Here is a 20,273-nt window from a genome sequence, read left to right as displayed (position 1 = left end):
CAGCATGGCGAGCGGATGATCATCAATCAAACGCAACTAATGGGAGATGCAGTTGAACTAAATTCATCATCCGGACTCGGCGTCGAGGTGCTGCCGGTACTCGGTATCCAGCGTCCTACCGGGGGATCGGTTGGTGATAAAGAAAAACCGCCCTGTAAAAGGGCGGTCTGGGTGATACGACTGCTTCATCGGCATCCTTGCCGCATCGTCGATTCCTTCACAGGGGATGAAATTGACGATTTCAATCCTGCAGACGATTGAATCTTTAAACCGATGAGGCGAAGGGGATTCCCTTTCCACGGTATGCTCGTTGGCCTGAACCAGATTCCCTGGCATCGTCCTTGATGCCCTTTCAGCATCCTTCGCCTCATCTGTAACCACTGTAAGAGGCCGGTCATCGAGTTGTATAGATTGAAACTGGTGTAAAGCGGTACTGGACACGGCCTTTATCGTAAAAAATGATCCACAGATCCAGTCATTAGATTTTCTTATCAAGATAAAGTGACCCGAGCGCTCCAGCGGTGGTCGAGCCGATGGCTGAGTAATCGTCGATGGCGGCGATCTAATGCTTGAAATGCGCTCCAAAGGTGCCTAACGTCGAGCGCTTCAACGTTTCGAACCGGCGGCCCCCGATGCTTCTACCCTCGCTCGTCGCCCTCCTGGTCCTTGCCTATCTGTTCGCCGGGCTGCTGCACGCCTCGGCCTGGACTTTCGCCGGCCGCGTCCAGCGGGCCGCGCTCTGGGAGTTCTGCACGGTGGTGCTGTGCTGGCCCGCTTATCGCCTCCAGCACTCGGTGTCGCTACGCGCGCACCAGTACACCTGCGAGTACGTCCGCCATTCCGGAGACCCGCGCAAGGTCTATTCGATCGCGACGATCGCCAGGTCGCTGCCGGAGGCCCGAGGCAAGAGCATTCTGCTATTGAGGCAGCGCTATGGGGACGACTTCGGACTCATCGGCGTGGTCAGGTCTTGCGTGACTCAATAGCCGCGTCGAAGCCGCGGCTGATGGGTGCGCGTGCCCGAGCACCCCGGACCAGCGCGGCGAGTCGAAGCACGCAACGGGCTTTGACGCCCTTGAGGGGCGCGCCGCTGCGTGCAGAGCGTCAGGCGCTACTGCCGCCCCTGCTCGTCGTCTTCTTCGAAGTCCAGCCGTTTGATGCTGGCCTCGATACCCTCTTCATCGGCATCGGTGGTTTCAGTTTGCTGCTCGAGATATCGCTCTTTTTCCTGCAGCGCTCGCTCGTCTTCGTCCAGCCCACGCTCCTGCACCAGTTCGACGTAATCGTCGAACTCATCGGGTAGATCGGACGCATGCTCGCTACTGGCATTGCCATCGATCGCGTCTGGATCGAGCGCCTCGATATTCCTTGCGCTCGCGTCTACATGAGTATCGATATCTTCATCCTCGTCTCGCCCTCTATTCGAGCGGATACGCCTGTCATCCATGGTTCGGCTCCTCATTTTCGCGCCTGGGACGAGATGTCCGGCATGGCAATCGACCACACCGCACGACTATTCCAATGACTCGTCCTCGTAGCGCCGCTTCGCCTCGAGCGCATCCTCCATCGAAGGATGCTCGCTCAGAAGCAGGCCGGCATCAGGGGTGACACCGCGTAGCTCGAAGCTCACCACCCCCTGCGATGAGTCACCCTTCGTCACTTCGACGATCTTGGCCTCGCGTGGGTAACCGGGATTGTCTGGCATGGTAGACCTCCTTTCACCTGAGTTCTGCGGCTTCCGATACCTCTCAGAGAGGAGTATAGACACTGGTGCGAATGCCGCCGAAAGGGTACGACCGATACCCTATGGACAGCCTCAAAAATTCGGTTCTTGATGAAAAGGGTCTGATGAGTTCGTCCATATCACTGCTTGGGCGAAATAGATGTTCTTGTTGTTCGACAGATTGATCACCGGCGAGCCATGCAGTTTGTATCCGTCGCGCAGGGCCTGACTGACTTTACGGTTCAATTCGTCTTTGTTGACCGAGGTGAGAAGCATGTAATCGAGCCTCTGTTCATTCGATCTCTCGGATTCGCTAGCCATTGTGCTACTCCTGGAAAAAATAGGTGGCTGGGTTACTTCGGAAGCGGGAGGCTCGTCCAACCCTCTTTTGCAGCCGTGACGAGTGTGCAAGCAACAAGGAAAATCCCCGATTTTATATCCACCAGCTGTTAACCTAGTAGTCTACGCCAAGGCGTCAGGGGCTGCGCTGCCACTTCGCCCTCCGCTCTCGCCCTTTCTGACCAGATGATGACATGGACGATATGCGAAATTCGAAGAAGATCGACTATTCCAATTCCAAACCCGCTCGACATGCGCCGCATTCCGCGCTCGACAACGCTTCCATCATCTCTGCCTACAAGCGCTGGGCCGGGGTTTACGACCGGGTCTTCGGCGGGGTTTCGGGTCCTGGCCGGCGCCGCGCGGTCGAGGCGGTCAATGCCCTTCCCGGGAAGCGGGTGCTCGAGGTGGGCGTGGGCACCGGCCTCGCACTTCCCCACTATGCGCAAAGCAAGTGCATCACCGGTATCGATCTCTCTCCTGAAATGCTCGCCAAGGCCCGTGCACGGGTCACCGAGCATGGCATCACCAATGTCGATGCGCTGCTCGAACTCAACGCCGAGGAGACCGGCTTCGACTCCAGGTCGTTCGACATCGCCGTCGCGATGTTCGTAGCGTCTGTGGTGCCCAATCCGGATCGACTGATCAGCGAGATGCGCAGGGTGGTCAAACCCGGCGGTTGGCTTTTGATGGTCAATCACTTCCAGGCCGAGAAAGGTGCGCGGCTGCTGGCCGAGAGAGCGCTTGCGCCGGCGTCGCGCAAACTGGGCTGGCACCCGGACTTCGCGATGGAGTCGATCCTCTCGGAAGAGGATCTGCGCACCGCGACCCGCACACCGATTCCGCCGTTCGGCCTTTTCACCCTGGTTCAGCTGCCCAACGACTGACGCTAGGGCGTGTTGACACGCACTGGTGCCCCGCCGGATGGCGGGCGGCGCATCTCGACGTGAGGGATTCCATCCTCGAGATAGGTTTCCCCCTCGACTACGAAGCCGTGGCCAGCATAGAACCCCTGCAGATGCGCTTGAGCCGAGAGCTTGATCACCCTCCCCGGCCAGCGCTCGGCCATCTCCTCCATCGCGCGGGCGATTAGTCCGTGCCCTTGGCCATTTCCTCGCGCCGCTCGAGCGCAGACGACGCGGCCGATCGCTACTTCTCCATTGCCGCCGCCGCATCCCTGCGGGCCGAGCAAGCGGGCGTAGCGCGCCAGCTCGCCGTGCTGGTCGAATCCCATCAGGTGCAGTGTATCCGGCTCGGTGTCGAGTCCATCGAGGTCGAGGAATGCACAGGCCTGCTCGACCACGAACACCTCGGCGCGCAGTCGCAGCAGCGCGTAGAGCCGTTCGGCGCTCAACTCGTTGAAGGACGCCACCTGCCACCGTGCATGATTCATCCCATTCCCCCTCTTGCTGGTTTGTCGCTAGAGCCAAAAACAGCGATGCCCCGCCGAGGCGGGGCATCGTCACGACAAGACTACCTGTCGCGCTACCAGCTGATCGCGCTCTGCAGCTGCTCGGGGGTGAGCAGCCTCGCGGCGAACTGCTGCCCAGCGGTGGACGCCGGAGGATATGGATTGGCGCCGCGCTGATAGGCGGTAAGCACCTTGTCGTCCTTGGTGCCCAGCACGATCGGCTGGACGAAGTCCCCACCCACTTCGGTGACCAGCTTCTCGAGCTGGTCGCGACTGTACACTGCGAGCACCAGCAGCGGCTCGGGTTGGGCATTCGCCTGCTGTGGCTGGTAATTGAACACCACCACGTTTTCGGCCGGCAACGGCCTGCCGTTCCATTCCAAGGTATCCTCCGGCTGGACCTGGGTGCCCCAGCTCTTCGGATAGGTCAGCGTATAGCCGACCGAGGTGTTCTCGTAAGCCGCGGGCTCGATCTGTCCAATCGCCTGCGCGTTTGGATCCTGCACCTCGGGCGCACTGCTGGAGCAGCCCGCGAGTACAGCCAGGGAACCTGCCATGGCGGCGGCGAGAATCGTTTTGGTTGGTTTGAGCATCACATCCTCCTGCGTGATCCGTGATCTCCACGGCTATGACGGCGCCGCATTCCAGCGGCGTTTCAATACCCAAGCCAATATAGACAACTATTTCGATTCTCACCGACTCGCGTCGATTTCGTCCCAACGATCCTCCATCACCACTTCATCCAGCGGACGACGTCGGTCCCATCCCTCGAGCTCGAGCATCGGCCCGGGATAGAAGCGCTCGACATGGCCAAGGCAGAGGATCGCGATCGGCTCGACTCCCGCAGGAGCCTGGATCACATCACGCACGGCGCACGGCTCGAACAGCGATACCCAGCCCATGCCGAGCCCCTCTGCGCGCGCGGCAAGCCAAAGGTTCTGAATCGCGCAGCTGGCAGACGCGAGATCCATCTGCGGCAGCGTGCGCCGGCCGAATACGTAGCGCTCGCGACCGGACCCGAGCGCGACCACCAGCACCTCGGCGCACTCTCTGATGCCTTCGACCTTGAGCCGCATGAACTCGGCACCGCGTTCGCCAAGCGCCTCGGCGGTCGCCTCACGCTCGCGGTCGACCAGCGCCGCCAGCGCGGCGCGGCGCTGGGCATCGCGGACCCTCACGAAACGCCAAGGCTGCATGTAGCCGACGCTGGGCGCGAGATGGGCCGCATTGATCAGCCGTGTCAGCACCGCTTCATCGATCGGTGTGGAAAGAAAGTGACGCATATCGCGCCGCTCCTCGATCGCTCGGTACACACCGCGACGTTCGGCTGGGTCGAAACCAAACTCCATCGGCATTCTCCTGGTCAGTAAGCTCTGGCGAACAGCAATACGGCGCTGAGCAGCACCAGCCAAAAGATCAGCGCGCGATCGATCAGACGGCACGCGCGCAGGATGTCGGCGGCTTTGGCGGTGCGACCTTGGCCAAGGTCGCCGCGCTCCTGAAGCACGCCGTGATAGCGGCTCGGCCCACCTAGAAGCAGCCCGAGCGCGCCCGCGCCCGCCGCCATCACCGGCCCCGCATTCGGGCTCTTCCAGCGACGCCCCTGGCGCCAGGCGCAGTCGAGGGCGAGCCGTGCGGCGCTCGCACTGCCGCTCGCACAGGCATAGGCGAATACGGTGAGACGCGCCGGAATCCAGTTGAGCAGGTCATCGATTCGTGCGGCGGCCCAGCCAAACTGGCGGTAGCGAGGATTCTTGTAGCCCCACATCGCGTCCAGAGTATTGGCGCAGCGATACAGCACCACGCCCGGCAACCCCAGGAGTGCGAACCAGAAAAGCGCCGCGTAGATCGCATCGCTGCCGTTCTCGAGCACTGACTCGGTAGCTGCGGTAGCGATGCCGGTCTCGTCGAGTTCGGCGGTGTCGCGACTAACGATCATCGCGAGCGCCCCACGCGCCTGATCGAGTTCGCCATGGCGCAGCGGCTCGGCCACTTGGCCGGCATGCTCGATCAGGCTGTGCCAACCGATCGACAGATAGACCACCAGCGCCGCCACCAGCACATAGAGCAGCGTTCCATTCAGCACGCCCTGGAGCACTACCGCCACCGCCACAGGGCCCGCCACCACCAGCACCCAGGCAAGCAGGCCCCTGGCACGCGCATGGCGCTCGCCATGCGCGCGCGCCTCGACCAGGCCGATCCAACGACCCAGGCCGATCAGCGGATGCCAGCGCAGCGGTTCGCCGCACAAGCGGTCGAGCAGACAGCCAAGCAGCAGCGCCGCCAGGGTGGTCATTGTCCCTCCTCCACGCCTTGAGGGGCGCCGAAGTGCTCGAGCCTGACCCACCGTCGATGGGGGGTGCGTGATCCACACCGACCCGGAAGCGCACAAGCCCGGCGTAGTCGAGTCCCAGCGTCGCCAGCCGCGCGGCGTCGAGTCCGGGCAGCCCCAGGTGCGCCACGAGCCACCCCTTGATCACACCGGCATGGGTGATCACCACCACCCGCTCGCAGCACGGAGAAACCAAGCGCTGCCAGGCGCGCTCGATGCGAGCGCGAAACGCGGCCATCGGCTCTCCTCCCGGCGGAGGCGCCGCATTGGGGTCGGCCCAGAACGCAGCCAGCTCTTCGGGGTGATCACGGGCGATGCGTTCGAGCGGCACCCCGTCCCAGGCGCCGAAGTCGATCTCCTCGAGCTCCTGATCGATCTCCAACGGCAGCGCCCAGCGCTGCGACAGCTGCTCGGCGCTCTCGCGGCAGCGCTTCAGCGGCGAGCTCACCAGACGATCGGGAGGCCGCAAGCGAAGCGCCGCCCGCTCGAACGCGACCCGCCCCTGCGGGCTGAGCGCCACATCGGTGCGACCGCGCAGACTCGAAACCCCCTCGCAGGCGCCGTGTCTCAGGCAGTCGATCACCATCTCGTGGCTATGCATCCGGGCGCCCCTTGAGACACTGCGGTAGCCCCGCCACCACCCACCAGACACGCTCTGCCCGCTCGGCGATCCGCTGGTGGAGGACACCGCTCAGGTCGACGAATCGACGAGCCAGCGCGTTCATTGGCACGCCCCCTTGCCCCACCTCGTTGGATACCACCACGATTCGCCCCGGTGCAGCGGCGAGCGCCGCGACCAGCGCGGCGCTGCGCTCCTCGAGCTGTTCCGGCGCCTCCATCAGCTGGTTGCTCACCCATAGGGTGAGGCAATCGACCAGCAGCAGCCGCGTTTGTCTGGCTTCGCGCTCGATCGTCTCGGCCAGCGCCAGCGGGGACTCATGCAGCCGCCAGCCGGACGGGCGGCGGCTGCGGTGCTGTGCGATACGCGCGCGCATCTCGTCGTCCCCCGCTTGCGCAGTGGCGATGTAGTGGACTTCCAGTCCACTCGAGGCGGCCAGCCGCTCCGCGTGCAGGCTCTTGCCGGAGCGCATCCCGCCGAGCACCAGTTCGAGCATAGTGACTCCTTCAGGTGCCGCCGAGCCGTATCGCCAGCACCAGGTAGATGAGGATTTCGGCGCCCTGCTGGGTGGCCCCCAGGGTATCGCCGGTGAAACCGCCGATGCGGCGCTTGAACCACTGCCGCAGCAGCGCGAGCAGCGCGGCCAGCGCCAACAGCAGTAGCAAGGTCGAGAAGAAGCCGCTCAACAACAGCGCAAAGAGTACTCCGCTCCCGATGAGCAGGCAGAGATCGAAGCGCGATTGCGCTGCGCTGAGCGCGACCACTTTGCTTTGCTCGAGGCGTGCATAGGGCAGCAGCGAGATCATCGAGGTGGCCGCTATTCGGCTCAGCGAGGCGCCGAGGATCAAGCCGGCGGCGATCGCCCCCGGCTCGGCCGCCAGCGTGACCAGCAGCCCAAGACGCAGCGCGAAAGCGCAGATCAGCGCCAGCGCCCCGTAGCTGCCGAGGCGCGAGTCCTTCATGATCTCGAGGCGACGCTCAGCGGTCCATCCCCCACCGATGCCATCGGCGGTATCGGCAAGCCCATCCTCATGCAACCCCCCGGTGAGGATGATCAACAGGGTCAAGGTCGCCGTCGCTGCCACCCAGATTGGTAAAACATTCGAGATAACGGTATAAAAAAGCGTAGCAAGCAGCCCTAGAAGCAGGCCCACCAAGCCGAAGTAGCGACGGCAGCTAGCCATCTGGCCCTCATCGGCCCGCCCGCCTGGCACCGGCAGCCGGGTGAGGAAGCCGACCGCAAGGCCGAACAGGCGCGCCTCCACAGCGGCGCGGCGGCGAACTCCAGCGCGGTTCATACCTTGACGCCCGCTTCCTCGAAGCTGGCCATCTGATCATAAAAAGACAGCGCCGCGCGCAAAAGCGGCAGCGCAAGCGCGCCCCCCGCCCCCTCGCCGATACGCAAGCCAAGCTGCATCAACGGCTTGGCTTCGAGCCACTCGAGCAGCAGAGCGTGGCCCTTCTCGCTCGAGCAGTGGGCGAACAGCAGGTAGTCTCGCACCGCCGGCACCAGCGCACAGGCCAGGAGAGCCGCGACACAGGAGACGAAACCATCGAGCAGCACCGGCACCGCGCTTTCGGCGGCACCGATCAGCGCTCCCGCCATGGTGACTATCTCGAAGCCCCCAAGGCGCGCCGCCAGCTCGAGCGGATCACCTCCCGCCGGCCCCTGGTGCAGCGCCAATGCACGGATCACCAACTGCTTCTTGCGCAGCAGGGTACCAAGATCGACCCCGGTACCGCGTCCGACGCAGGCGTCGACGGAGAACCCCGTCAGCGCCGCCATCAACGCGGCAGCGGCAGTGGTGTTGCCGATCCCCATCTCGCCGACGCCGAGCAGGTCCATGCCCCGCTCGGCTCGCTCCAGCGCCAGCCGCCGGCCGTTGTCGAGCCCGAGCAAGGCCTGCTCACGGGTCATCGCCGCCGCTTGGTGCAGCGCCTGGGTACCATCGCCGAGCCGCCGCTCGACCAAGCCCTCACTGGCCGGCAGCGCAGCGAGGATGCCGCAGTCGACCACCTCGAGCGCCATTCCGACCTGCCGGCAGAAGACGTTGACCGAGGCGCCCCCGGCCAGGAAGTTGCCGACCATCTGCCTGGTCACGGCACTCGAAGTGATCGATACCCCCTCGCTTGCGATACCGTGGTCGGCCGCGAACACCAGCATCCTCGGCGCGGCCAGCCGCTCGGCGGTGGTGACACCGCGCAGCTCGGCCAGCGCCACCAGCCGCTGGGCCAGCTCCTCGAGCGCGCCGAGCGCGCCGAGCGGCTTGGTCTTGGCGTCGATGCGGGCCTGGATCGCCTCGAACCGGGCAGCGGGCAGCCGCGCCGCCAGCGCAGCGACCAAGGAGGCGGAAATGGCGGAGGACGAAAGCTCGCAGGTCATTGGGCGTGCCCGGGGTGGAGAAAGGCGGATGAACATAGCAATCGCGCCCGGTCAGCTCAAGCTCGATTGACGCGCTCGGATGCGCCACCCTAGGATAGGTCCGATCCAAGGTGCCTCGCCTGCAAGCTCGCGAGGATAATCGGGAAAGCGATGTGAATTCGCTGCTGTCCCCGCAACGGTGATCGAGTGCTCCATGCGAAGCCACTGTCGAGCGTCAAGGCCGACGGGAAGGCGCATGGCGCGGGTGAGCCATCTCACCACCTCGTCAGCCCGGAGACCGGCCTTGGGACGATAACCACGCTCTGCCATGCGCACGGGACGATGCGCGGCGCGCCGAGAAGCATTCCTCGCTACGAGCGCACGGCGAATCGCCGTGCGCTCGTAGCCACTCGCCGCCCGCCTTTCGCCCCTCCCGCCATGCCGGAGCGATCACCCAACCGTCGCTTTGCGCGCCGGGCCGATCGCGAGCAATGTCCGATGAGCGCTGCCACCGCCCCAGCCGAACCAACACCTGGCTTTCCGTTCGTCGCGGTAGTCGGCCAGGAGATGCTCAAACGCGCCCTGCTGCTCGCCACCGTGGAACCGCGTCTCGGTGGTGTGCTGATCCAGGGCCCGCGCGGGGTGGCCAAGTCGACCCTCGCCCGCGGGCTCGCCGACCTGCTGCCCTCCTCCACTGCCCGCTTCGTCGACCTGCCGCTCGGTGCCAGCGCGGAGCGGCTGACCGGTTCGCTCGATCTCGAGCGCGCGCTGCGCGACCGCGCGCTGGCCTTCCAGCCCGGGCTATTCGCCGCCGCCGACGGCGGCGTGCTCTACATCGACGAGGTCAACCTGCTCGACGACGCGCTGGTCGATCTGCTCCTCGACGTCGCCGCCTCGAACGTCAACCGAGTCGAACGCGACGGGCTGAGCCACGCCCACTCCTCGCGCTTCGTTTTGATCGGAACGATGAACCCCGAAGAAGGCGCGCTGCGCCCGCAGCTCTGCGACCGTTTCGGGCTGTCGGTGGCCATGGAGGCGTACACCGGGGTCGAGGCACGGATCGACATCGTCCGCGCCCGCCTCGCCTTCGAGGCCGACCCCGAAGCCTTCATCGCCCGCCACGCCGATGCCACTCGCGCGCTCAGGCAGCGCCTGCTCGAGGCACGGGAGAGGCTGCCCGATGTCGCCATCGCAGCCAAGCTCGAGCGGCTGATCGCCGAGCGCTGCATCGCGGCCCAGGTCGACGGGCTGCGCGCCGACATCGCCTGGCAACGCGCCGCACGCGCCCAGGCGGCGCTTTCCCATCGTCTCGAGGTCGCCGTGGAGGATATCGATGCGGTCGAGCCGCTGGTGCTCGACCACCGTCTCGACGCCACCGCCGCACCACCACCGGCTTCGACACCGCCCTCCACCCCCGTGCCGGGCGGCGGAAGAAGCGCAAGCTCGCTGCTCCCCTCCGGCGCAGGGCACGACCCGGGAACGCGCGCCGCGCCGCGCGGCGATGGCGAAGGCTGTAGCGCACAGCGTCATCCCCAGCCAGAGCGACGCGATACCCGCTTGCCTGCGCCCACCGCGCCATCGCGACCGCATTCCTACCGCGGCGCGAAGCGAACCGCTGCTGCCTCTGCGCGCGGGCCGGTCGACTGGTTCACCACCTTAAGTATGGCGGCCAATCGCGGGCCGGGGCCGCTGCGCGCCCTGGCCCGCCATGCGCCCGCCGCGCGGACGCCGGGGCAGACCCTGGTGCTGCTCGATCTCTCCGCCTCGACGCTCTCTCATCGCGCGCTCGATGCCGCCGCAGGTTTGGTACTTGGGATCGCGCGACGCAGCCGCCGCTTTCGTCAGCGCTTCGCCCTGCTCGGCTTCGGCGCCGGGCGCCTTGATTGGATCTGCGACGCTCGCCGCGCGCCGGGCGATCTCGCCGAGCGCCTCGCACGGCGGCAAGCCAGGGGGGGCACCCCGCTGTGCGATGCGCTCGCCGAGGGGCGGCGGATGCTCGACCAGCGACGCCGCCGCCTGCCGGATGTCGCGCTCGACACCTGGCTGATCGGCGACGGACGCTGCCGCGAGGACTTCTCCAACCAACGCCGTTGGCCAGGTCGTCTGCGGGTGATCGACAGCGAGCGCGGCCGGGTGCTTCTCGGCCGCGCCAGATCGCTCGCCGAAGTGCTCGGCGGCGACTACCAAAGGCTCGATGAAGGCCGCGACGATCGAGGAGCAAGGCGATGAGCGACGACCAATCGGTTCAACAGGCCCACCGGACCAGGATGGCGGCGAAGAAACGGGTGGTCGACGAGCGCATCGCCCGCGCCCAAGAGAGCAGAGGCGTGCTCATCCTGCTCAAGGGCAATGGCAAGGGCAAGAGCAGCTCCGCCTTCGGTACCCTCGCCCGCGCGCTCGGCCACGGCCAGCGCGGCGGAGTGATCCAGTTCATCAAGGGACGACGCGAAACCGGAGAGCATCTGTTCTTCCGTGACCATCCGCGGGTCGATTTCCACGTCATGGGCCACGGCTTCAGCTGGGAGACCCAGGACCTGGCCCGCGACCGGGAAGCCGCCGAGGCGGCCTGGGAGCTCGCCGAACGGATGCTGGTCGATCCGGGCTACCAGATCCTGGTGTTCGACGAACTCTCCTACATGCTCAAGTACGGCCATCTCGATGCTCAGCGGGTCGCGGCCGCACTTAGCGGGCGCCCGCGCGAGCAGAACGTGATCATCACCGGCCGCACCATGGCCAACGCACTGACCGAGATCGCCGACACCATCAGCGCGGTCGCCGACGAGCGCCATGCGTTCCGCCTCGGGGTCAAGGCCCAGCCGGGGATCGAGTACTGATGAGTAAAGCGCCCCACTGCCCAGCGCTGTTCATCTCGGCATTCGCCTCGGGCCAAGGCAAGACCACGGTGACCGCTGCGCTGGCGCGGCTGCATCGCGAGCGCGGACGCCGGGTGCGGATATTCAAGACCGGCCCCGACTATCTGGATCCTTTGATTCTCGAGCGCGCCGCCGGCACCCCGGTCGAACCGCTGGATCTATGGATGACCGGCGAGGCACGCTGTCGAGAAGCGCTGCACCTGGCGGCCGCCAGCGCAGACCTGATCCTGATCGAGGGCGCGATGGGGCTTTTCGACGGCTCGCCCTCGAGCGCGGACCTCGCGATCGCGCTGGGCATTCCAGTGGTGGCGGTGATCAACGCGCGCGGCATGGCCCAGAGTGTCGCCGCCATCGCCCATGGCCTCGCCCACTATCGCCCGGAGCTTAAGCTCGCCGGAGTCGTCGCCAACCAGCTCGGCAGCGAGCGCCATCGCGCGCTGATCGAGCAGGCGCTGCCGCCCGAGACGCCGCTGCTCGCCGCGCTGCCGCGCGATCAAGCGCTGGCGCTACCAGGCCGACATCTGGGCCTTGTACCGCCGGACGAGCAGCCCGACCTCGAACGGATCATCATCGCAGCGGCGAGCGCGCTGGTTGATGGCCGCCTCGCCGAGCTGCCCGCGCCGATCGCCTTCCCCGCGCCAGAGACGCTGCCACCGGCGCCGCGCATGCTCGAAGGGGTCCGCATCGCGATCGCTCGCGACCAAGCGTTCAGCTTCGTCTATCCAGCCAACCTGCGCTTGCTCGAAGCGATGGGCGCTCGGCTTTCGTTCTTCTCACCGCTCGTCGACACTGCCCCCCCCGAGGCCGAGGCGCTGTGGCTGCCCGGCGGCTACCCCGAACTGCACGCCGAGCGTCTGGCGGCCAATACGCCGATGGCGGCGGCGCTGCGCGCCTTCCATGCCGAGGACAAGCCGATCCTCGCCGAGTGCGGCGGGATGCTCTACCTGCTCGACAGCCTGCGCGATCTCGACGGGCGAACGCACCGGATGGCCGGAGTACTGCCTGGACGAGGCGAGATGCGCGACCGCTCCGGCTGCCAAGGCATGCAGAGCGCAGCGCTGCCCGAGGGCGAAATCCGCGGTCATGCCCACCATCGCTCGCGCAGCTACGACATGCCGGCACCGATCGCCCACGGCATTCGCCCGAGCCATCCAGCGCCGGGCGAGGCGATCTACCGCCAAGGGCGGCTAACCGCGAGCTACTTGCATCTTTACTTCGCCTCCAATCCGCAGGCGATCGGCACGCTGTTCGCCCCGTCATGACCAGCATGCGCTATGCCCTAGGCGTCGGCTTTCGACGTCACTGCGAAATCGGCGAACTGGTGCGTCTGGTCGAAGCCGGGCTCGGCGAGGCAGGCCTGGCGCCGAAAGCGGTCAGCTGGCTTGCGAGCATCGAAGCCAAGCGTGGGGCGAGCCAGCTCGAGGCGCTGGCATCGCGCTTCGGCTGGACGGTCGAACTCTGGCCGGCCGAGCGGCTGGCCGCGACCCCCGGGGTGCGCCAGCATTCGCCCCTCGCCTCGCGGCTGTTCGGCAGCCCGAGCGTCGCCGAGGCGGCGGCACTGGCCTCACTGTCAGAGCATGGCGTGGAGCCCCCGGCGCTGCGGCTTGCGACGCTGCGCTCCCAGGCAGCCACGGTGGCGATCGCCGAAGCGCGCGGCTAAACGCCTTCGCGCAGCGCGTGCAGCTTGAACCAAGCGACCAGCAAGGCGACCAGCAAGAGCGCTGCGATGAAACCGGCCACGCCCGGCCATCCGGCGAGATGCCAGAAGAAGCCACCGCTGGTGCCGGCGAGCGAAGAGCCGAGGTAGTAGTTGAACAGATAGAGTGAGGACGCCTGGGCGCGCGCTACCGGTGCGCGCTTGCCTACCCAGCTGGAGGCGGTGGAATGAGCGGCGAAGAAGCCGAAGGTGAACAGCAGCACACCGGCGAACACCACCACGATCGGCGTCGACAGTGTGAGCGCAAGCCCCGCCAGCATCAGGGCAACGAACCACCAGAACACCCTAGGCCGGCCGAGCCGGTCGGCCAGCGCCCCGCCCCAGGCGGAGCTGTAGATGCCGGAGAGATAGACCACCGAGATCAGCCCGACCACGCTCTGGCTATAGCCGTAGGGCGCGCCGAGCAGGCGGTAACCGAGGTAGTTGAACAGGGTGACGAAGCCGCCCATCAGCAGAAACGACTGGAGGAACAGCCACGGCAGCCCAGGGTCGCGGAAGTGACGGACGAAGCCATCCTGCAGGGTGCGCGGATCGAGACGGCGGGGAGAGAAGTTGCGCGAAGGAGGCAGCATGCGGATGAAGGCGAGTGCGCTGACCAGCGACACCGCACCGAGCACCATCAGGGTGGCGCGCCAGGAGATGAAATCGACCAGCACGCCGCTGATCAGCCGCCCGCTCATCCCACCGATCGCGTTGCCGCCGATGTAGAGCCCCATCGACACCCCGAGGGCGCGCGGCGAAACCTCCTCGCCCAGGTAGGTCATCGCCACCGCGGCGAGTCCGGCAAGCGACAGCCCGACCAGCGCACGCATCGCCAGTACCCCGCCCCAGCTCGGCATCAGCGCGCCGAGCAGGGTGAACAGCGCAGCGGCGAGCAGCGACACCGACATCACCTGCTTGCGCCCCACCGCGTCCGAGATCGGCCCGGTGACCAGCAGGCCCAGCGCCAGGGTCGCGGTGGAGACCGAAAGCACCAGGCTCGAACGCGCCGCATCGATGGCGAAGGCGTCCGACAGCACCGGCATCAGCGGCTGCACGCAGTAGAGCAGCGCAAAGGTGGCGAAGCCGGCGGAGAACAGCGCCAGCATGGTGCTCCGGTAGGCGCGGGTGCCACGTTCGATGTAGCGCGGCTCGACCAGCGCGCCGAATTCGTCTTCGAGCCGTCGCTCGGTTTGTGCCTCGAGAGAGGGAGAAGCGGCTGGAAGTTTGGAACCACGGCGCTTGGAGCGCGAAGCGGGCGACAAGGGAGCTCCTCTCATCAGCGGCGCCAGCGGCAACAGCGGTCGCTCACCGACATAGTTAAATTTGGGTTAACCATACGCCGGTCGGCAGCGCCCAATCAATTCACTCGCCAAGGATAGCCTCATGCCCCATACCCCCAACCTCGCCAAGATTCCCGCCACCGTGGTCACCGGCTTTCTCGGCAGCGGCAAGACCACCCTGCTCTCCGGGCTGCTCAAGCGCGCCCAGGGCAAGCGCATCGCGGTGATCGTCAATGAGTTCGGTGAACTGGACGTCGACGCCGAGCTGCTGCGCGGCTGCGCGGTGGAGAACTGCGCCGCCGAGGAGCAAGCGGGTCGCGGTGGAATCTACGAACTCGCCAACGGCTGCATCTGTTGTACCGTCGAGGAAGAGTTTCTGCCGGTGATGCTCGAGCTGGTCGAGCGTCGCGACGAGATCGACCATATCCTGATCGAGACCTCCGGGCTGGCGCTGCCCAAGCCATTGGTACAGGCCTTCAACTGGCCCGAGATCAAGCGCTCGTGCACCGTCGATGCGGTGATCACGGTGGTCGATGGGCCCGCCTTCGCCGCCGGTCGCATGGCCGACTCCGAGCAGCGGGTCGAGGCCCAGCGCCTGGCGGACGAAAGCCTCGACCACGACCCGACCCTCGCCGAGCTGCTCGACGACCAGCTCGGTGCGGCCGATCTGGTGGTGGTGAGCAAGAGCGACCTGCTCGACGAGCCCGCGCGCGCGCGCGTGGCCGATAGCCTCGCCGCGCGTCTGCCGGCCAGCGTCAAGACGCTGTTCCTCGCCCACGGTGAGTGCGACCCCAAGACGATCACCGGACTCGGGCTCGAAGCAGAGGCGCGGATCGATCGGCTTCATACCCACCACGATCACCATCACGCCGAGGGCCATGACCACCATCACGCCCACGACGACTTCGACGGGCTGGTGATCGAGCTCGGCCGGGTGGACTCCGAGCGGCTTGAGTCGCTGCTCGCCGAGCTGATCGGTGCGCATGCGATCTACCGGGTCAAAGGCTTCGTCGACACCGGCAAGCCAATGCGCCAGGTCATCCATGCCGTCGGCGCTCGCCTGCAGCGTCACTTCGATCGCCCCTGGCGCGAGCAGGAGCAGCGAGCCACCCGGCTGGTGGTGATCGGTCGCGAACTCGACCGCGAGGCGATCGAGCGCCACCTCGCCCCCGCCACGGCCTGACGAGGTCACCATGCATCTTTTCGCCGCCCAGCCAGGAGGATTCAGCGATGATGAGGGGATCGTCGATCTCGACCAGCAGCCCGCGCGGCTGGTGATCCTCTCCGCCGCCGACAGCACCCTGAGCCTGCTCGCCGACACCGCCGAAGCGCTGCCGGCCGGCTACCCATCGCTACGCCTGGCCAACTGGCTCAACCTGGTCAAGCCGGCCGCGTTCGATCTCTACGTCGACAAGGTGCTGGACGCGCGCTCGGCCGAGGCGCCGAACGGTACCGAGGTGGTGGTGCTGTCGCTGCTCGGTGGCGCCAGCTACTGGCGCTACGGCCTCGAGCAGCTAATCGAGTGGTCGAACCACCCTGGGCGTCGCCTGATCGTGGTACCCGGCGAGGACTACGAGGACAAGAGCCTGCTCGAAGCCGGCAACGCCGGCGCGCAGTGCGCCTATCGGGCCTGGCGCTACCTGCGCGAGGGCGGACGCGTCAACGCCCAGGCGCTCTACGACTTCCTCCGCGCCGAGCTGCTCGAACCCGGCGCCTGCCGCTGGCGCGAACCGCGAGTGCTGCCGCGCGCGCTGCTCTATCACCCTCGACGGGGCGAAGCGACCCTTGAGGAGTGGCAGGCCGAGTGGCGCTCGCGCGAAGTCGCCGACCGCCCGAGCGTACTGCTGGTGCTCTACCGCAGCCATTTGCAGGCCGCCGACACCGGGATGTTCGACGCCCTGCTCGAGGTGCTCGACCGGGCCGGGCTCAATACGCTGCCGCTGGCGGTCGCCTCGCTCAAGGAGGCCGGCTGCCTGGAGACGCTCAACCACCTGCTCGAACGCAGCGAGAGCGCGCTGATCTTCAACGCCACCGGTTTTGCGATCGGATCAAAGCTCAACGACGGCAGCGCCGCTGAACCGAGCGAATACCATTGCCCCTTCTCGCGTCGCGTGCCGGTGCTCCAGTTGGTGCTCGCCAGCACCACCCGCGAAGAGTGGGCGTGTCAGGCCCGAGGACTACGCGCGCGCGATCTCGCCATGCAGGTCACCCTGCCCGAACTCGACGGCCGGATCATCACCCGGGCGGTAGCGTTCAAAAGCCTTGCCCTGCGCCACGAGCGCAGCCAGATCAACAGCGTGCGCTTCGTCCTCGACCCTGAACGGGCGAACTTCGTTGCCCGGCTCGCCGCGGCCTGGATCCGCCTCGCCAGACTCGACAACGCCGAAAAACGCATCGCCCTGGTGCTGGCCAACTATCCATCCAGCGATGCACGGATCGGCAACGGCGTCGGTCTCGACACCCCGGCCTCATCGATCAACCTGCTGCGCTGGCTCGAGCAAGCGGGCTATGCGATCGAGGGCGCTCCTGAGGATGGCGATGCGCTGCTCGAAGACCTGCGCGCCACGGTGACCAACCAGCTCGATGGCCTCGCCTACCGCCCAAGCAGCGAGAGCCTGCCGCTCGAGCAGTACCTGTGCCACTTCGAGCGTCTGCCGCAGGAGTGCCAGAGTGCAGTGCTGGAACGCTGGGGCGCGCCCTTTGAGGATCCGCGCTTTCGCGCCGAAGGCGCGAGCGGGCGCTTTACGATCAGCGGCCGGCGATTCGGCGCCGTGTTCGTCGGCGTGCAGCCGGCGCGCGGCTTCGACATCGACCAGCAGGCGCTCTACCACGATCCCGACCTGGTGCCGCCCCACGGCTACCTGGCGTTCTACTTCTGGCTGCGCGAGCGCTTCCAGGCAGATGCAGTGGTCCACGTCGGCAAGCACGGCAACCTCGAGTGGCTGCCAGGCAAGGGCGGGGCGCTCTCGAACGCCTGCTGGCCGGAGATCGCCCTCGGTCCACTGCCCCACGTCTATCCATTCATCGTCAACGATCCAGGCGAGGGCGCCCAGGCCAAGCGGCGCGCCCAGGCGGTGATCATCGATCACCTGATGCCGCCGATGGCACGCGCCGAGACCTACGGCGAGCTTGCCGAGCTCGAGGAGCTCGCCGATGAGTACTACCAGGCGCTGGGTGTCGATCCGCGCCGGGAGGCGAGGCTCAAGACGCTGATCGCGGCCAAGGTGCGCGAAACCCACCTGGCCGAGGAGCTGGGCCTCGATGCCGAAGGTGACGACCAGGCGCTGCTCGAGGAGCTCGACGCCTACCTGTGCGAAATCAAGGAGGCTTCGATCCGCAACGGCCTGCACGTGCTCGGCGAACTGCCGGCGCGCGCGGAGCTGGTCGAGACGCTGGTCGCACTGCTGCGCCTGCCGCGCGGCGGGCAGGCTGCGGAGTGCGGGCTGCTCCACGCACTGGCCAAGGATCTCGGCCTGCCCGGGGACTACGATCCACTGGCCCCGGCCAAGGGGCGCTGGCAGGGACCGCGCCCCGCCGCCCTGAGCGCGGCCGTGGCTTCGCCATGGATCACCACCGGCGACACCCGCGAGCGTTTGGAGGCGCTGGCGCGAGGATGGGTCGACATCCTCCTCGAAACCGGCGGCGAGGACGCCCGCGAGTCACTGGCGGCACTGCCCACGACCCGCGCAGTGCTCGACTTCGCCCGTGCGTCGCTGCTGCCGGCGCTCGAGCGCAGTGCGACCAACGAACGCTTTGCGCTGCTCGAGGCCCTGGCCGGGCGCTTCGTCGACCCTGGGCCGAGCGGTGCGCCGACCCGCGGGCGGCTCGACGTACTGCCCACCGGGCGCAACTTCTACGCCGTCGATAGTCGCGCGATCCCGTCCAAGACCGCCTGGGCGCTGGGCCAGCAGGTGGCCGACGCGCTGATCGAGCGCTACCTGCAGGAGCACGGCGACTATCCGCGCAGCCTCGGCCTCTCGGTATGGGGCACCGCGACGATGCGCACCGGCGGCGACGACATCGCCCAGGCGATGGCGCTGATCGGGATCGAGCCCGTATGGGCGGCGGGCAGCCAGCGGCTGATCGACTTCCGGATCATCCCGGCCTTCCAGCTCGGCCGCCCGAGGGTCGACGTCACGCTCAGGGTCTCGGGACTGTTCCGCGATGCCTTCCCCAACGTCATCGCCCTGTTCGACGCCGCGGTACGCAAGCTTGCCGACTATCAGGAGCCGGGCGATGGCAATTCGATCCGGGCGGCGGTCGAAACCCGCGCCGCCGAACTCCAGCGCCGGGGCGAATCACCTCCGACCGCATGGCGTCGGGCCAGCTATCGCATCTTCGGCGCCATGCCGGGCGCCTACGGCGCGGGGATCCAGGGACTGCTCGACAGCGGTAGCTGGGAGCGCGAGCGCGATCTCGGCGGCGCTTACGTCCAGTGGGGCGGCTACGCCTACGGCCAGAGCCTCGACGGCGCCAGCGAAGGCAGCGCCGACTTCGATGCGTTCGAGACTCGGCTCGCCGGGCTGGATGCGATCCTGCACAACCAGGACAACCGCGAGCATGACCTGCTCGACTCCGGCGACTACGCCCAGTTCCAGGGCGGCATGGCGGCAGCGGCGAACGCCCTGCAGGGCCGCCGGCCGGCGCTCTACTTCGGCGACCATGCCGATCCGGCCCGGCCCCGGGTGCGGGCGCTGAAGGAGGAGTTGAACCGGGTGGTACGCGCGCGGCTACTCAACCCGAAGTGGCAGGCAGCGATGCGCAGGCATGGCTACAAGGGCGCGTTCGAGATGGCCGCTAGCGTCGACTATCTGTTCGGCTTCGACGCCACTACCGGGATCGTCGATGATTACCAGTACGACCTGATCCAGGACTCGCTGCTCGAAGCGCCGCTCAACCGCGAGTTCTTCGCCAACCACAACCCCCAGGCCGGCCGGGAGATCGGCGAGCGCCTGCTGGAAGCGGCGCAGCGTGGGATGTGGCGGGTCGAACCATCGCGCCGCGAGCGGCTGGAAGCGATGCTGCTCGAGATCGACGACAGCGAGGAGCGCATGGATTGAGTTTAGTGCGTTCCTCATTGGCCACCTGCCTGCGCTAGACTGGGAGTTGCAAAAAATTACCGATGCCCACTGCGGAGAGTTTGCCATGTCACGCAAGATCCTCGTTGCCGTCGATCTCGATGCGCCCTTCGCCATTGCGCTGATCGAACACGCCCAGCGCTTCGCCGCAGTGATGGGCGACCGGCTCGCTCTGCTCCATGTGGTCGAGCGCGGAGGGCGAATCGCGTTCCGAGGCGCGGTCGCGGAGCTACCGACCGATCCCGCCACACTGATCGAAGCCGCCGAAGGCTGGCGCGAGCGGCTCAACGAGCAGCTCGAAACACCCATCGCTCCGGGACAGCTGCGCCTGCGGGGAGGGTCGATCAACGAACAGATCGGCGCGGAGATCGAGGAGCAGGGCTTCGAGCTATTGATTCTCGGCGGCGAGTCGCGCCATACCCTGGCGCTGTTCTTCGACGGCGGCGGTACCGCGCGGCTTGCCCGCCACGCGCCCTGCGACGTGCTGGTGGTGGCGAGGAACAAGCTCGGCATCGAGGACTGAGCGCCGCGTGCTTTGCTAACATGAGCGCCCCGCT

The 20,273-nt window shown here is 66.8% G+C and carries 21 protein-coding genes, 1 pseudogene and 1 riboswitch; of the genes and pseudogenes, 10 read left to right on the top strand and 12 right to left on the bottom strand.

Annotation, left to right across the window (positions count from 1 at the left end; all coding sequences use genetic code 11):
* The first annotated feature begins 15 nt into the window (after positions 1 to 15).
* Together A5892_RS20260 and A5892_RS11750 are read left to right on the top strand one after the other, a co-directional pair.
* On the top strand, positions 16 to 261 hold the full coding sequence (locus tag A5892_RS20260) for a hypothetical protein (protein WP_150123533.1): 246 nt from the start codon (positions 16 to 18) through the stop codon (positions 259 to 261).
* A gap of 371 nt (positions 262 to 632) precedes the next feature.
* Complete coding sequence (locus tag A5892_RS11750) at positions 633 to 986, top strand: hypothetical protein (RefSeq protein ID WP_064122961.1); 354 nt, start codon at positions 633 to 635, stop codon at positions 984 to 986.
* A 125-nt stretch (positions 987 to 1,111) separates the two neighbouring features.
* Here the strand turns inward: A5892_RS11750 and A5892_RS11745 are convergent, their stop codons facing one another.
* The 3 genes from A5892_RS11745 to A5892_RS11735 form a co-directional block, all read right to left on the bottom strand.
* On the bottom strand, positions 1,112 to 1,447 hold the full coding sequence (locus A5892_RS11745) for a hypothetical protein (protein ID WP_064122960.1): 336 nt from the start codon (positions 1,445 to 1,447) through the stop codon (positions 1,112 to 1,114).
* A 66-nt stretch (positions 1,448 to 1,513) separates the two neighbouring features.
* Positions 1,514 to 1,705, bottom strand: a complete 192-nt coding sequence (locus A5892_RS11740; RefSeq protein WP_064122959.1) for a YaiA family protein — start codon at positions 1,703 to 1,705, stop codon at positions 1,514 to 1,516.
* A 111-nt stretch (positions 1,706 to 1,816) separates the two neighbouring features.
* Positions 1,817 to 2,044: a DUF1737 domain-containing protein gene (locus A5892_RS11735; RefSeq protein ID WP_064122958.1), complete on the bottom strand. Its 228-nt coding sequence runs from the start codon at positions 2,042 to 2,044 to the stop codon at positions 1,817 to 1,819.
* Between the two features lie 212 nt (positions 2,045 to 2,256).
* On the opposite strand from A5892_RS11735, the gene A5892_RS11730 reads away from it, so the two are divergent.
* Positions 2,257 to 2,949, top strand: coding sequence for a class I SAM-dependent methyltransferase (locus A5892_RS11730; protein ID WP_064122957.1), 693 nt, complete (start codon positions 2,257 to 2,259; stop codon positions 2,947 to 2,949).
* A gap of 2 nt (positions 2,950 to 2,951) precedes the next feature.
* Here A5892_RS11730 and A5892_RS11725 read toward each other — a convergent pair whose 3' ends face one another.
* From A5892_RS11725 to cobT, 8 genes and pseudogenes are all read right to left on the bottom strand, one after another.
* A complete protein-coding gene (locus tag A5892_RS11725; RefSeq protein ID WP_064122956.1) occupies positions 2,952 to 3,455 on the bottom strand; it encodes a GNAT family N-acetyltransferase in 504 nt (167 codons plus the stop codon).
* A 92-nt stretch (positions 3,456 to 3,547) separates the two neighbouring features.
* Positions 3,548 to 4,066, bottom strand: a complete 519-nt coding sequence (locus tag A5892_RS11720; RefSeq protein ID WP_064122955.1) for a hypothetical protein — start codon at positions 4,064 to 4,066, stop codon at positions 3,548 to 3,550.
* Positions 4,067 to 4,165: 99 nt separating this feature from the next.
* Positions 4,166 to 4,822 (bottom strand): 5,6-dimethylbenzimidazole synthase, encoded by a 657-nt coding sequence (gene bluB, locus A5892_RS11715; protein ID WP_064122954.1) that lies wholly within the window; start codon positions 4,820 to 4,822, stop codon positions 4,166 to 4,168.
* A gap of 14 nt (positions 4,823 to 4,836) precedes the next feature.
* The gene (gene cbiB, locus A5892_RS11710) at positions 4,837 to 5,769 is read right to left on the bottom strand and encodes an adenosylcobinamide-phosphate synthase CbiB (protein ID WP_064122953.1); all 933 of its coding nucleotides are present in this window, start codon (positions 5,767 to 5,769) and stop codon (positions 4,837 to 4,839) included.
* Between the two features lie 94 nt (positions 5,770 to 5,863).
* A pseudogene (locus tag A5892_RS21025) lies at positions 5,864 to 6,391 on the bottom strand (histidine phosphatase family protein); the annotation flags it as partial.
* Between the two features lie 7 nt (positions 6,392 to 6,398).
* A complete protein-coding gene (cobU, locus tag A5892_RS11700) occupies positions 6,399 to 6,920 on the bottom strand; it encodes a bifunctional adenosylcobinamide kinase/adenosylcobinamide-phosphate guanylyltransferase (RefSeq protein WP_064122951.1) in 522 nt (173 codons plus the stop codon).
* Between the two features lie 10 nt (positions 6,921 to 6,930).
* Positions 6,931 to 7,722, bottom strand: a complete 792-nt coding sequence (gene cobS / locus A5892_RS11695; protein ID WP_064122950.1) for an adenosylcobinamide-GDP ribazoletransferase — start codon at positions 7,720 to 7,722, stop codon at positions 6,931 to 6,933.
* The gene (cobT, locus tag A5892_RS11690) at positions 7,719 to 8,807 is read right to left on the bottom strand and encodes a nicotinate-nucleotide--dimethylbenzimidazole phosphoribosyltransferase (RefSeq protein WP_064122949.1); all 1,089 of its coding nucleotides are present in this window, start codon (positions 8,805 to 8,807) and stop codon (positions 7,719 to 7,721) included. Before cobT ends, cobS begins: the two co-directional genes overlap by 4 nt.
* A 91-nt stretch (positions 8,808 to 8,898) precedes the next feature.
* A riboswitch (cobalamin riboswitch) is annotated at positions 8,899 to 9,107 on the top strand.
* A gap of 177 nt (positions 9,108 to 9,284) precedes the next feature.
* Between cobT and A5892_RS11685 the strand changes: the two genes are divergently transcribed.
* Genes A5892_RS11685 through A5892_RS11670 form a run of 4 tightly spaced genes read left to right on the top strand, consistent with a single transcriptional unit; the run spans position 9,285 to position 13,319 of the window.
* Entirely contained in the window at positions 9,285 to 11,015 is a 1,731-nt protein-coding gene (locus A5892_RS11685; RefSeq protein ID WP_064122948.1) for an AAA family ATPase, read from the top strand.
* On the top strand, positions 11,012 to 11,620 hold the full coding sequence (cobO, locus tag A5892_RS11680) for a cob(I)yrinic acid a,c-diamide adenosyltransferase (protein ID WP_064122947.1): 609 nt from the start codon (positions 11,012 to 11,014) through the stop codon (positions 11,618 to 11,620). The genes A5892_RS11685 and cobO overlap by 4 nt, the downstream gene beginning before the upstream one ends.
* Positions 11,620 to 12,921, top strand: a complete 1,302-nt coding sequence (locus A5892_RS11675) for a cobyrinate a,c-diamide synthase (RefSeq protein ID WP_064122946.1) — start codon at positions 11,620 to 11,622, stop codon at positions 12,919 to 12,921. The genes cobO and A5892_RS11675 overlap by 1 nt, the downstream gene beginning before the upstream one ends.
* Positions 12,918 to 13,319: a cobalamin biosynthesis protein gene (locus tag A5892_RS11670; protein ID WP_082890422.1), complete on the top strand. Its 402-nt coding sequence runs from the start codon at positions 12,918 to 12,920 to the stop codon at positions 13,317 to 13,319. Before A5892_RS11675 ends, A5892_RS11670 begins: the two co-directional genes overlap by 4 nt.
* Here A5892_RS11670 and A5892_RS11665 read toward each other — a convergent pair.
* Positions 13,316 to 14,620 carry an MFS transporter gene (locus A5892_RS11665; protein ID WP_223302642.1) on the bottom strand — a complete coding sequence of 435 codons (1,305 nt, stop codon included), beginning with the start codon at positions 14,618 to 14,620 and terminating at the stop codon, positions 13,316 to 13,318. The two genes, A5892_RS11670 and A5892_RS11665, sit on opposite strands and share 4 nt — an antisense overlap.
* A gap of 121 nt (positions 14,621 to 14,741) precedes the next feature.
* Between A5892_RS11665 and cobW the strand changes: the two genes are divergently transcribed.
* The 3 genes from cobW to A5892_RS11650 all read left to right on the top strand — a co-directional run bounded on the left by cobW (position 14,742) and on the right by A5892_RS11650 (position 20,239).
* Positions 14,742 to 15,821, top strand: a complete 1,080-nt coding sequence (gene cobW / locus A5892_RS11660; protein WP_064122945.1) for a cobalamin biosynthesis protein CobW — start codon at positions 14,742 to 14,744, stop codon at positions 15,819 to 15,821.
* A 10-nt stretch (positions 15,822 to 15,831) separates the two neighbouring features.
* Positions 15,832 to 19,698, top strand: a complete 3,867-nt coding sequence (gene cobN / locus A5892_RS11655; protein WP_064122944.1) for a cobaltochelatase subunit CobN — start codon at positions 15,832 to 15,834, stop codon at positions 19,696 to 19,698.
* Positions 19,699 to 19,783: 85 nt separating this feature from the next.
* Positions 19,784 to 20,239, top strand: a complete 456-nt coding sequence (locus tag A5892_RS11650; RefSeq protein WP_064122943.1) for a universal stress protein — start codon at positions 19,784 to 19,786, stop codon at positions 20,237 to 20,239.
* Positions 20,240 to 20,273: the final 34 nt, after the last annotated feature.

Source organism: Halotalea alkalilenta, from assembly GCF_001648175.1.
GTDB lineage: Bacteria > Pseudomonadota > Gammaproteobacteria > Pseudomonadales > Halomonadaceae > Halotalea > Halotalea alkalilenta_A.
The sequence above is the reverse complement of the archived record's forward strand: the minus strand, read 5'-3'. Positions and strand labels throughout refer to the sequence as shown.

Coding starts and splice junctions, on each gene's coding strand:
- A5892_RS20260 (WP_150123533.1), top strand. CDS start 16: ATGATCATCAATCAAACGCAACTAATGGGAGATGCAGTTGAACTAAAT.
- A5892_RS11750 (WP_064122961.1), top strand. CDS start 633: ATGCTTCTACCCTCGCTCGTCGCCCTCCTGGTCCTTGCCTATCTGTTC.
- A5892_RS11745 (WP_064122960.1), bottom strand. CDS start 1,447: ATGGATGACAGGCGTATCCGCTCGAATAGAGGGCGAGACGAGGATGAA.
- A5892_RS11740 (WP_064122959.1), bottom strand. CDS start 1,705: ATGCCAGACAATCCCGGTTACCCACGCGAGGCCAAGATCGTCGAAGTG.
- A5892_RS11735 (WP_064122958.1), bottom strand. CDS start 2,044: ATGGCTAGCGAATCCGAGAGATCGAATGAACAGAGGCTCGATTACATG.
- A5892_RS11730 (WP_064122957.1), top strand. CDS start 2,257: ATGGACGATATGCGAAATTCGAAGAAGATCGACTATTCCAATTCCAAA.
- A5892_RS11725 (WP_064122956.1), bottom strand. CDS start 3,455: ATGAATCATGCACGGTGGCAGGTGGCGTCCTTCAACGAGTTGAGCGCC.
- A5892_RS11720 (WP_064122955.1), bottom strand. CDS start 4,066: ATGCTCAAACCAACCAAAACGATTCTCGCCGCCGCCATGGCAGGTTCC.
- bluB (WP_064122954.1), bottom strand. CDS start 4,822: ATGGAGTTTGGTTTCGACCCAGCCGAACGTCGCGGTGTGTACCGAGCG.
- cbiB (WP_064122953.1), bottom strand. CDS start 5,769: ATGACCACCCTGGCGGCGCTGCTGCTTGGCTGTCTGCTCGACCGCTTG.
- cobU (WP_064122951.1), bottom strand. CDS start 6,920: ATGCTCGAACTGGTGCTCGGCGGGATGCGCTCCGGCAAGAGCCTGCAC.
- cobS (WP_064122950.1), bottom strand. CDS start 7,722: ATGAACCGCGCTGGAGTTCGCCGCCGCGCCGCTGTGGAGGCGCGCCTG.
- cobT (WP_064122949.1), bottom strand. CDS start 8,807: ATGACCTGCGAGCTTTCGTCCTCCGCCATTTCCGCCTCCTTGGTCGCT.
- A5892_RS11685 (WP_064122948.1), top strand. CDS start 9,285: ATGAGCGCTGCCACCGCCCCAGCCGAACCAACACCTGGCTTTCCGTTC.
- cobO (WP_064122947.1), top strand. CDS start 11,012: ATGAGCGACGACCAATCGGTTCAACAGGCCCACCGGACCAGGATGGCG.
- A5892_RS11675 (WP_064122946.1), top strand. CDS start 11,620: ATGAGTAAAGCGCCCCACTGCCCAGCGCTGTTCATCTCGGCATTCGCC.
- A5892_RS11670 (WP_082890422.1), top strand. CDS start 12,918: ATGACCAGCATGCGCTATGCCCTAGGCGTCGGCTTTCGACGTCACTGC.
- cobW (WP_064122945.1), top strand. CDS start 14,742: ATGCCCCATACCCCCAACCTCGCCAAGATTCCCGCCACCGTGGTCACC.
- cobN (WP_064122944.1), top strand. CDS start 15,832: ATGCATCTTTTCGCCGCCCAGCCAGGAGGATTCAGCGATGATGAGGGG.
- A5892_RS11650 (WP_064122943.1), top strand. CDS start 19,784: ATGTCACGCAAGATCCTCGTTGCCGTCGATCTCGATGCGCCCTTCGCC.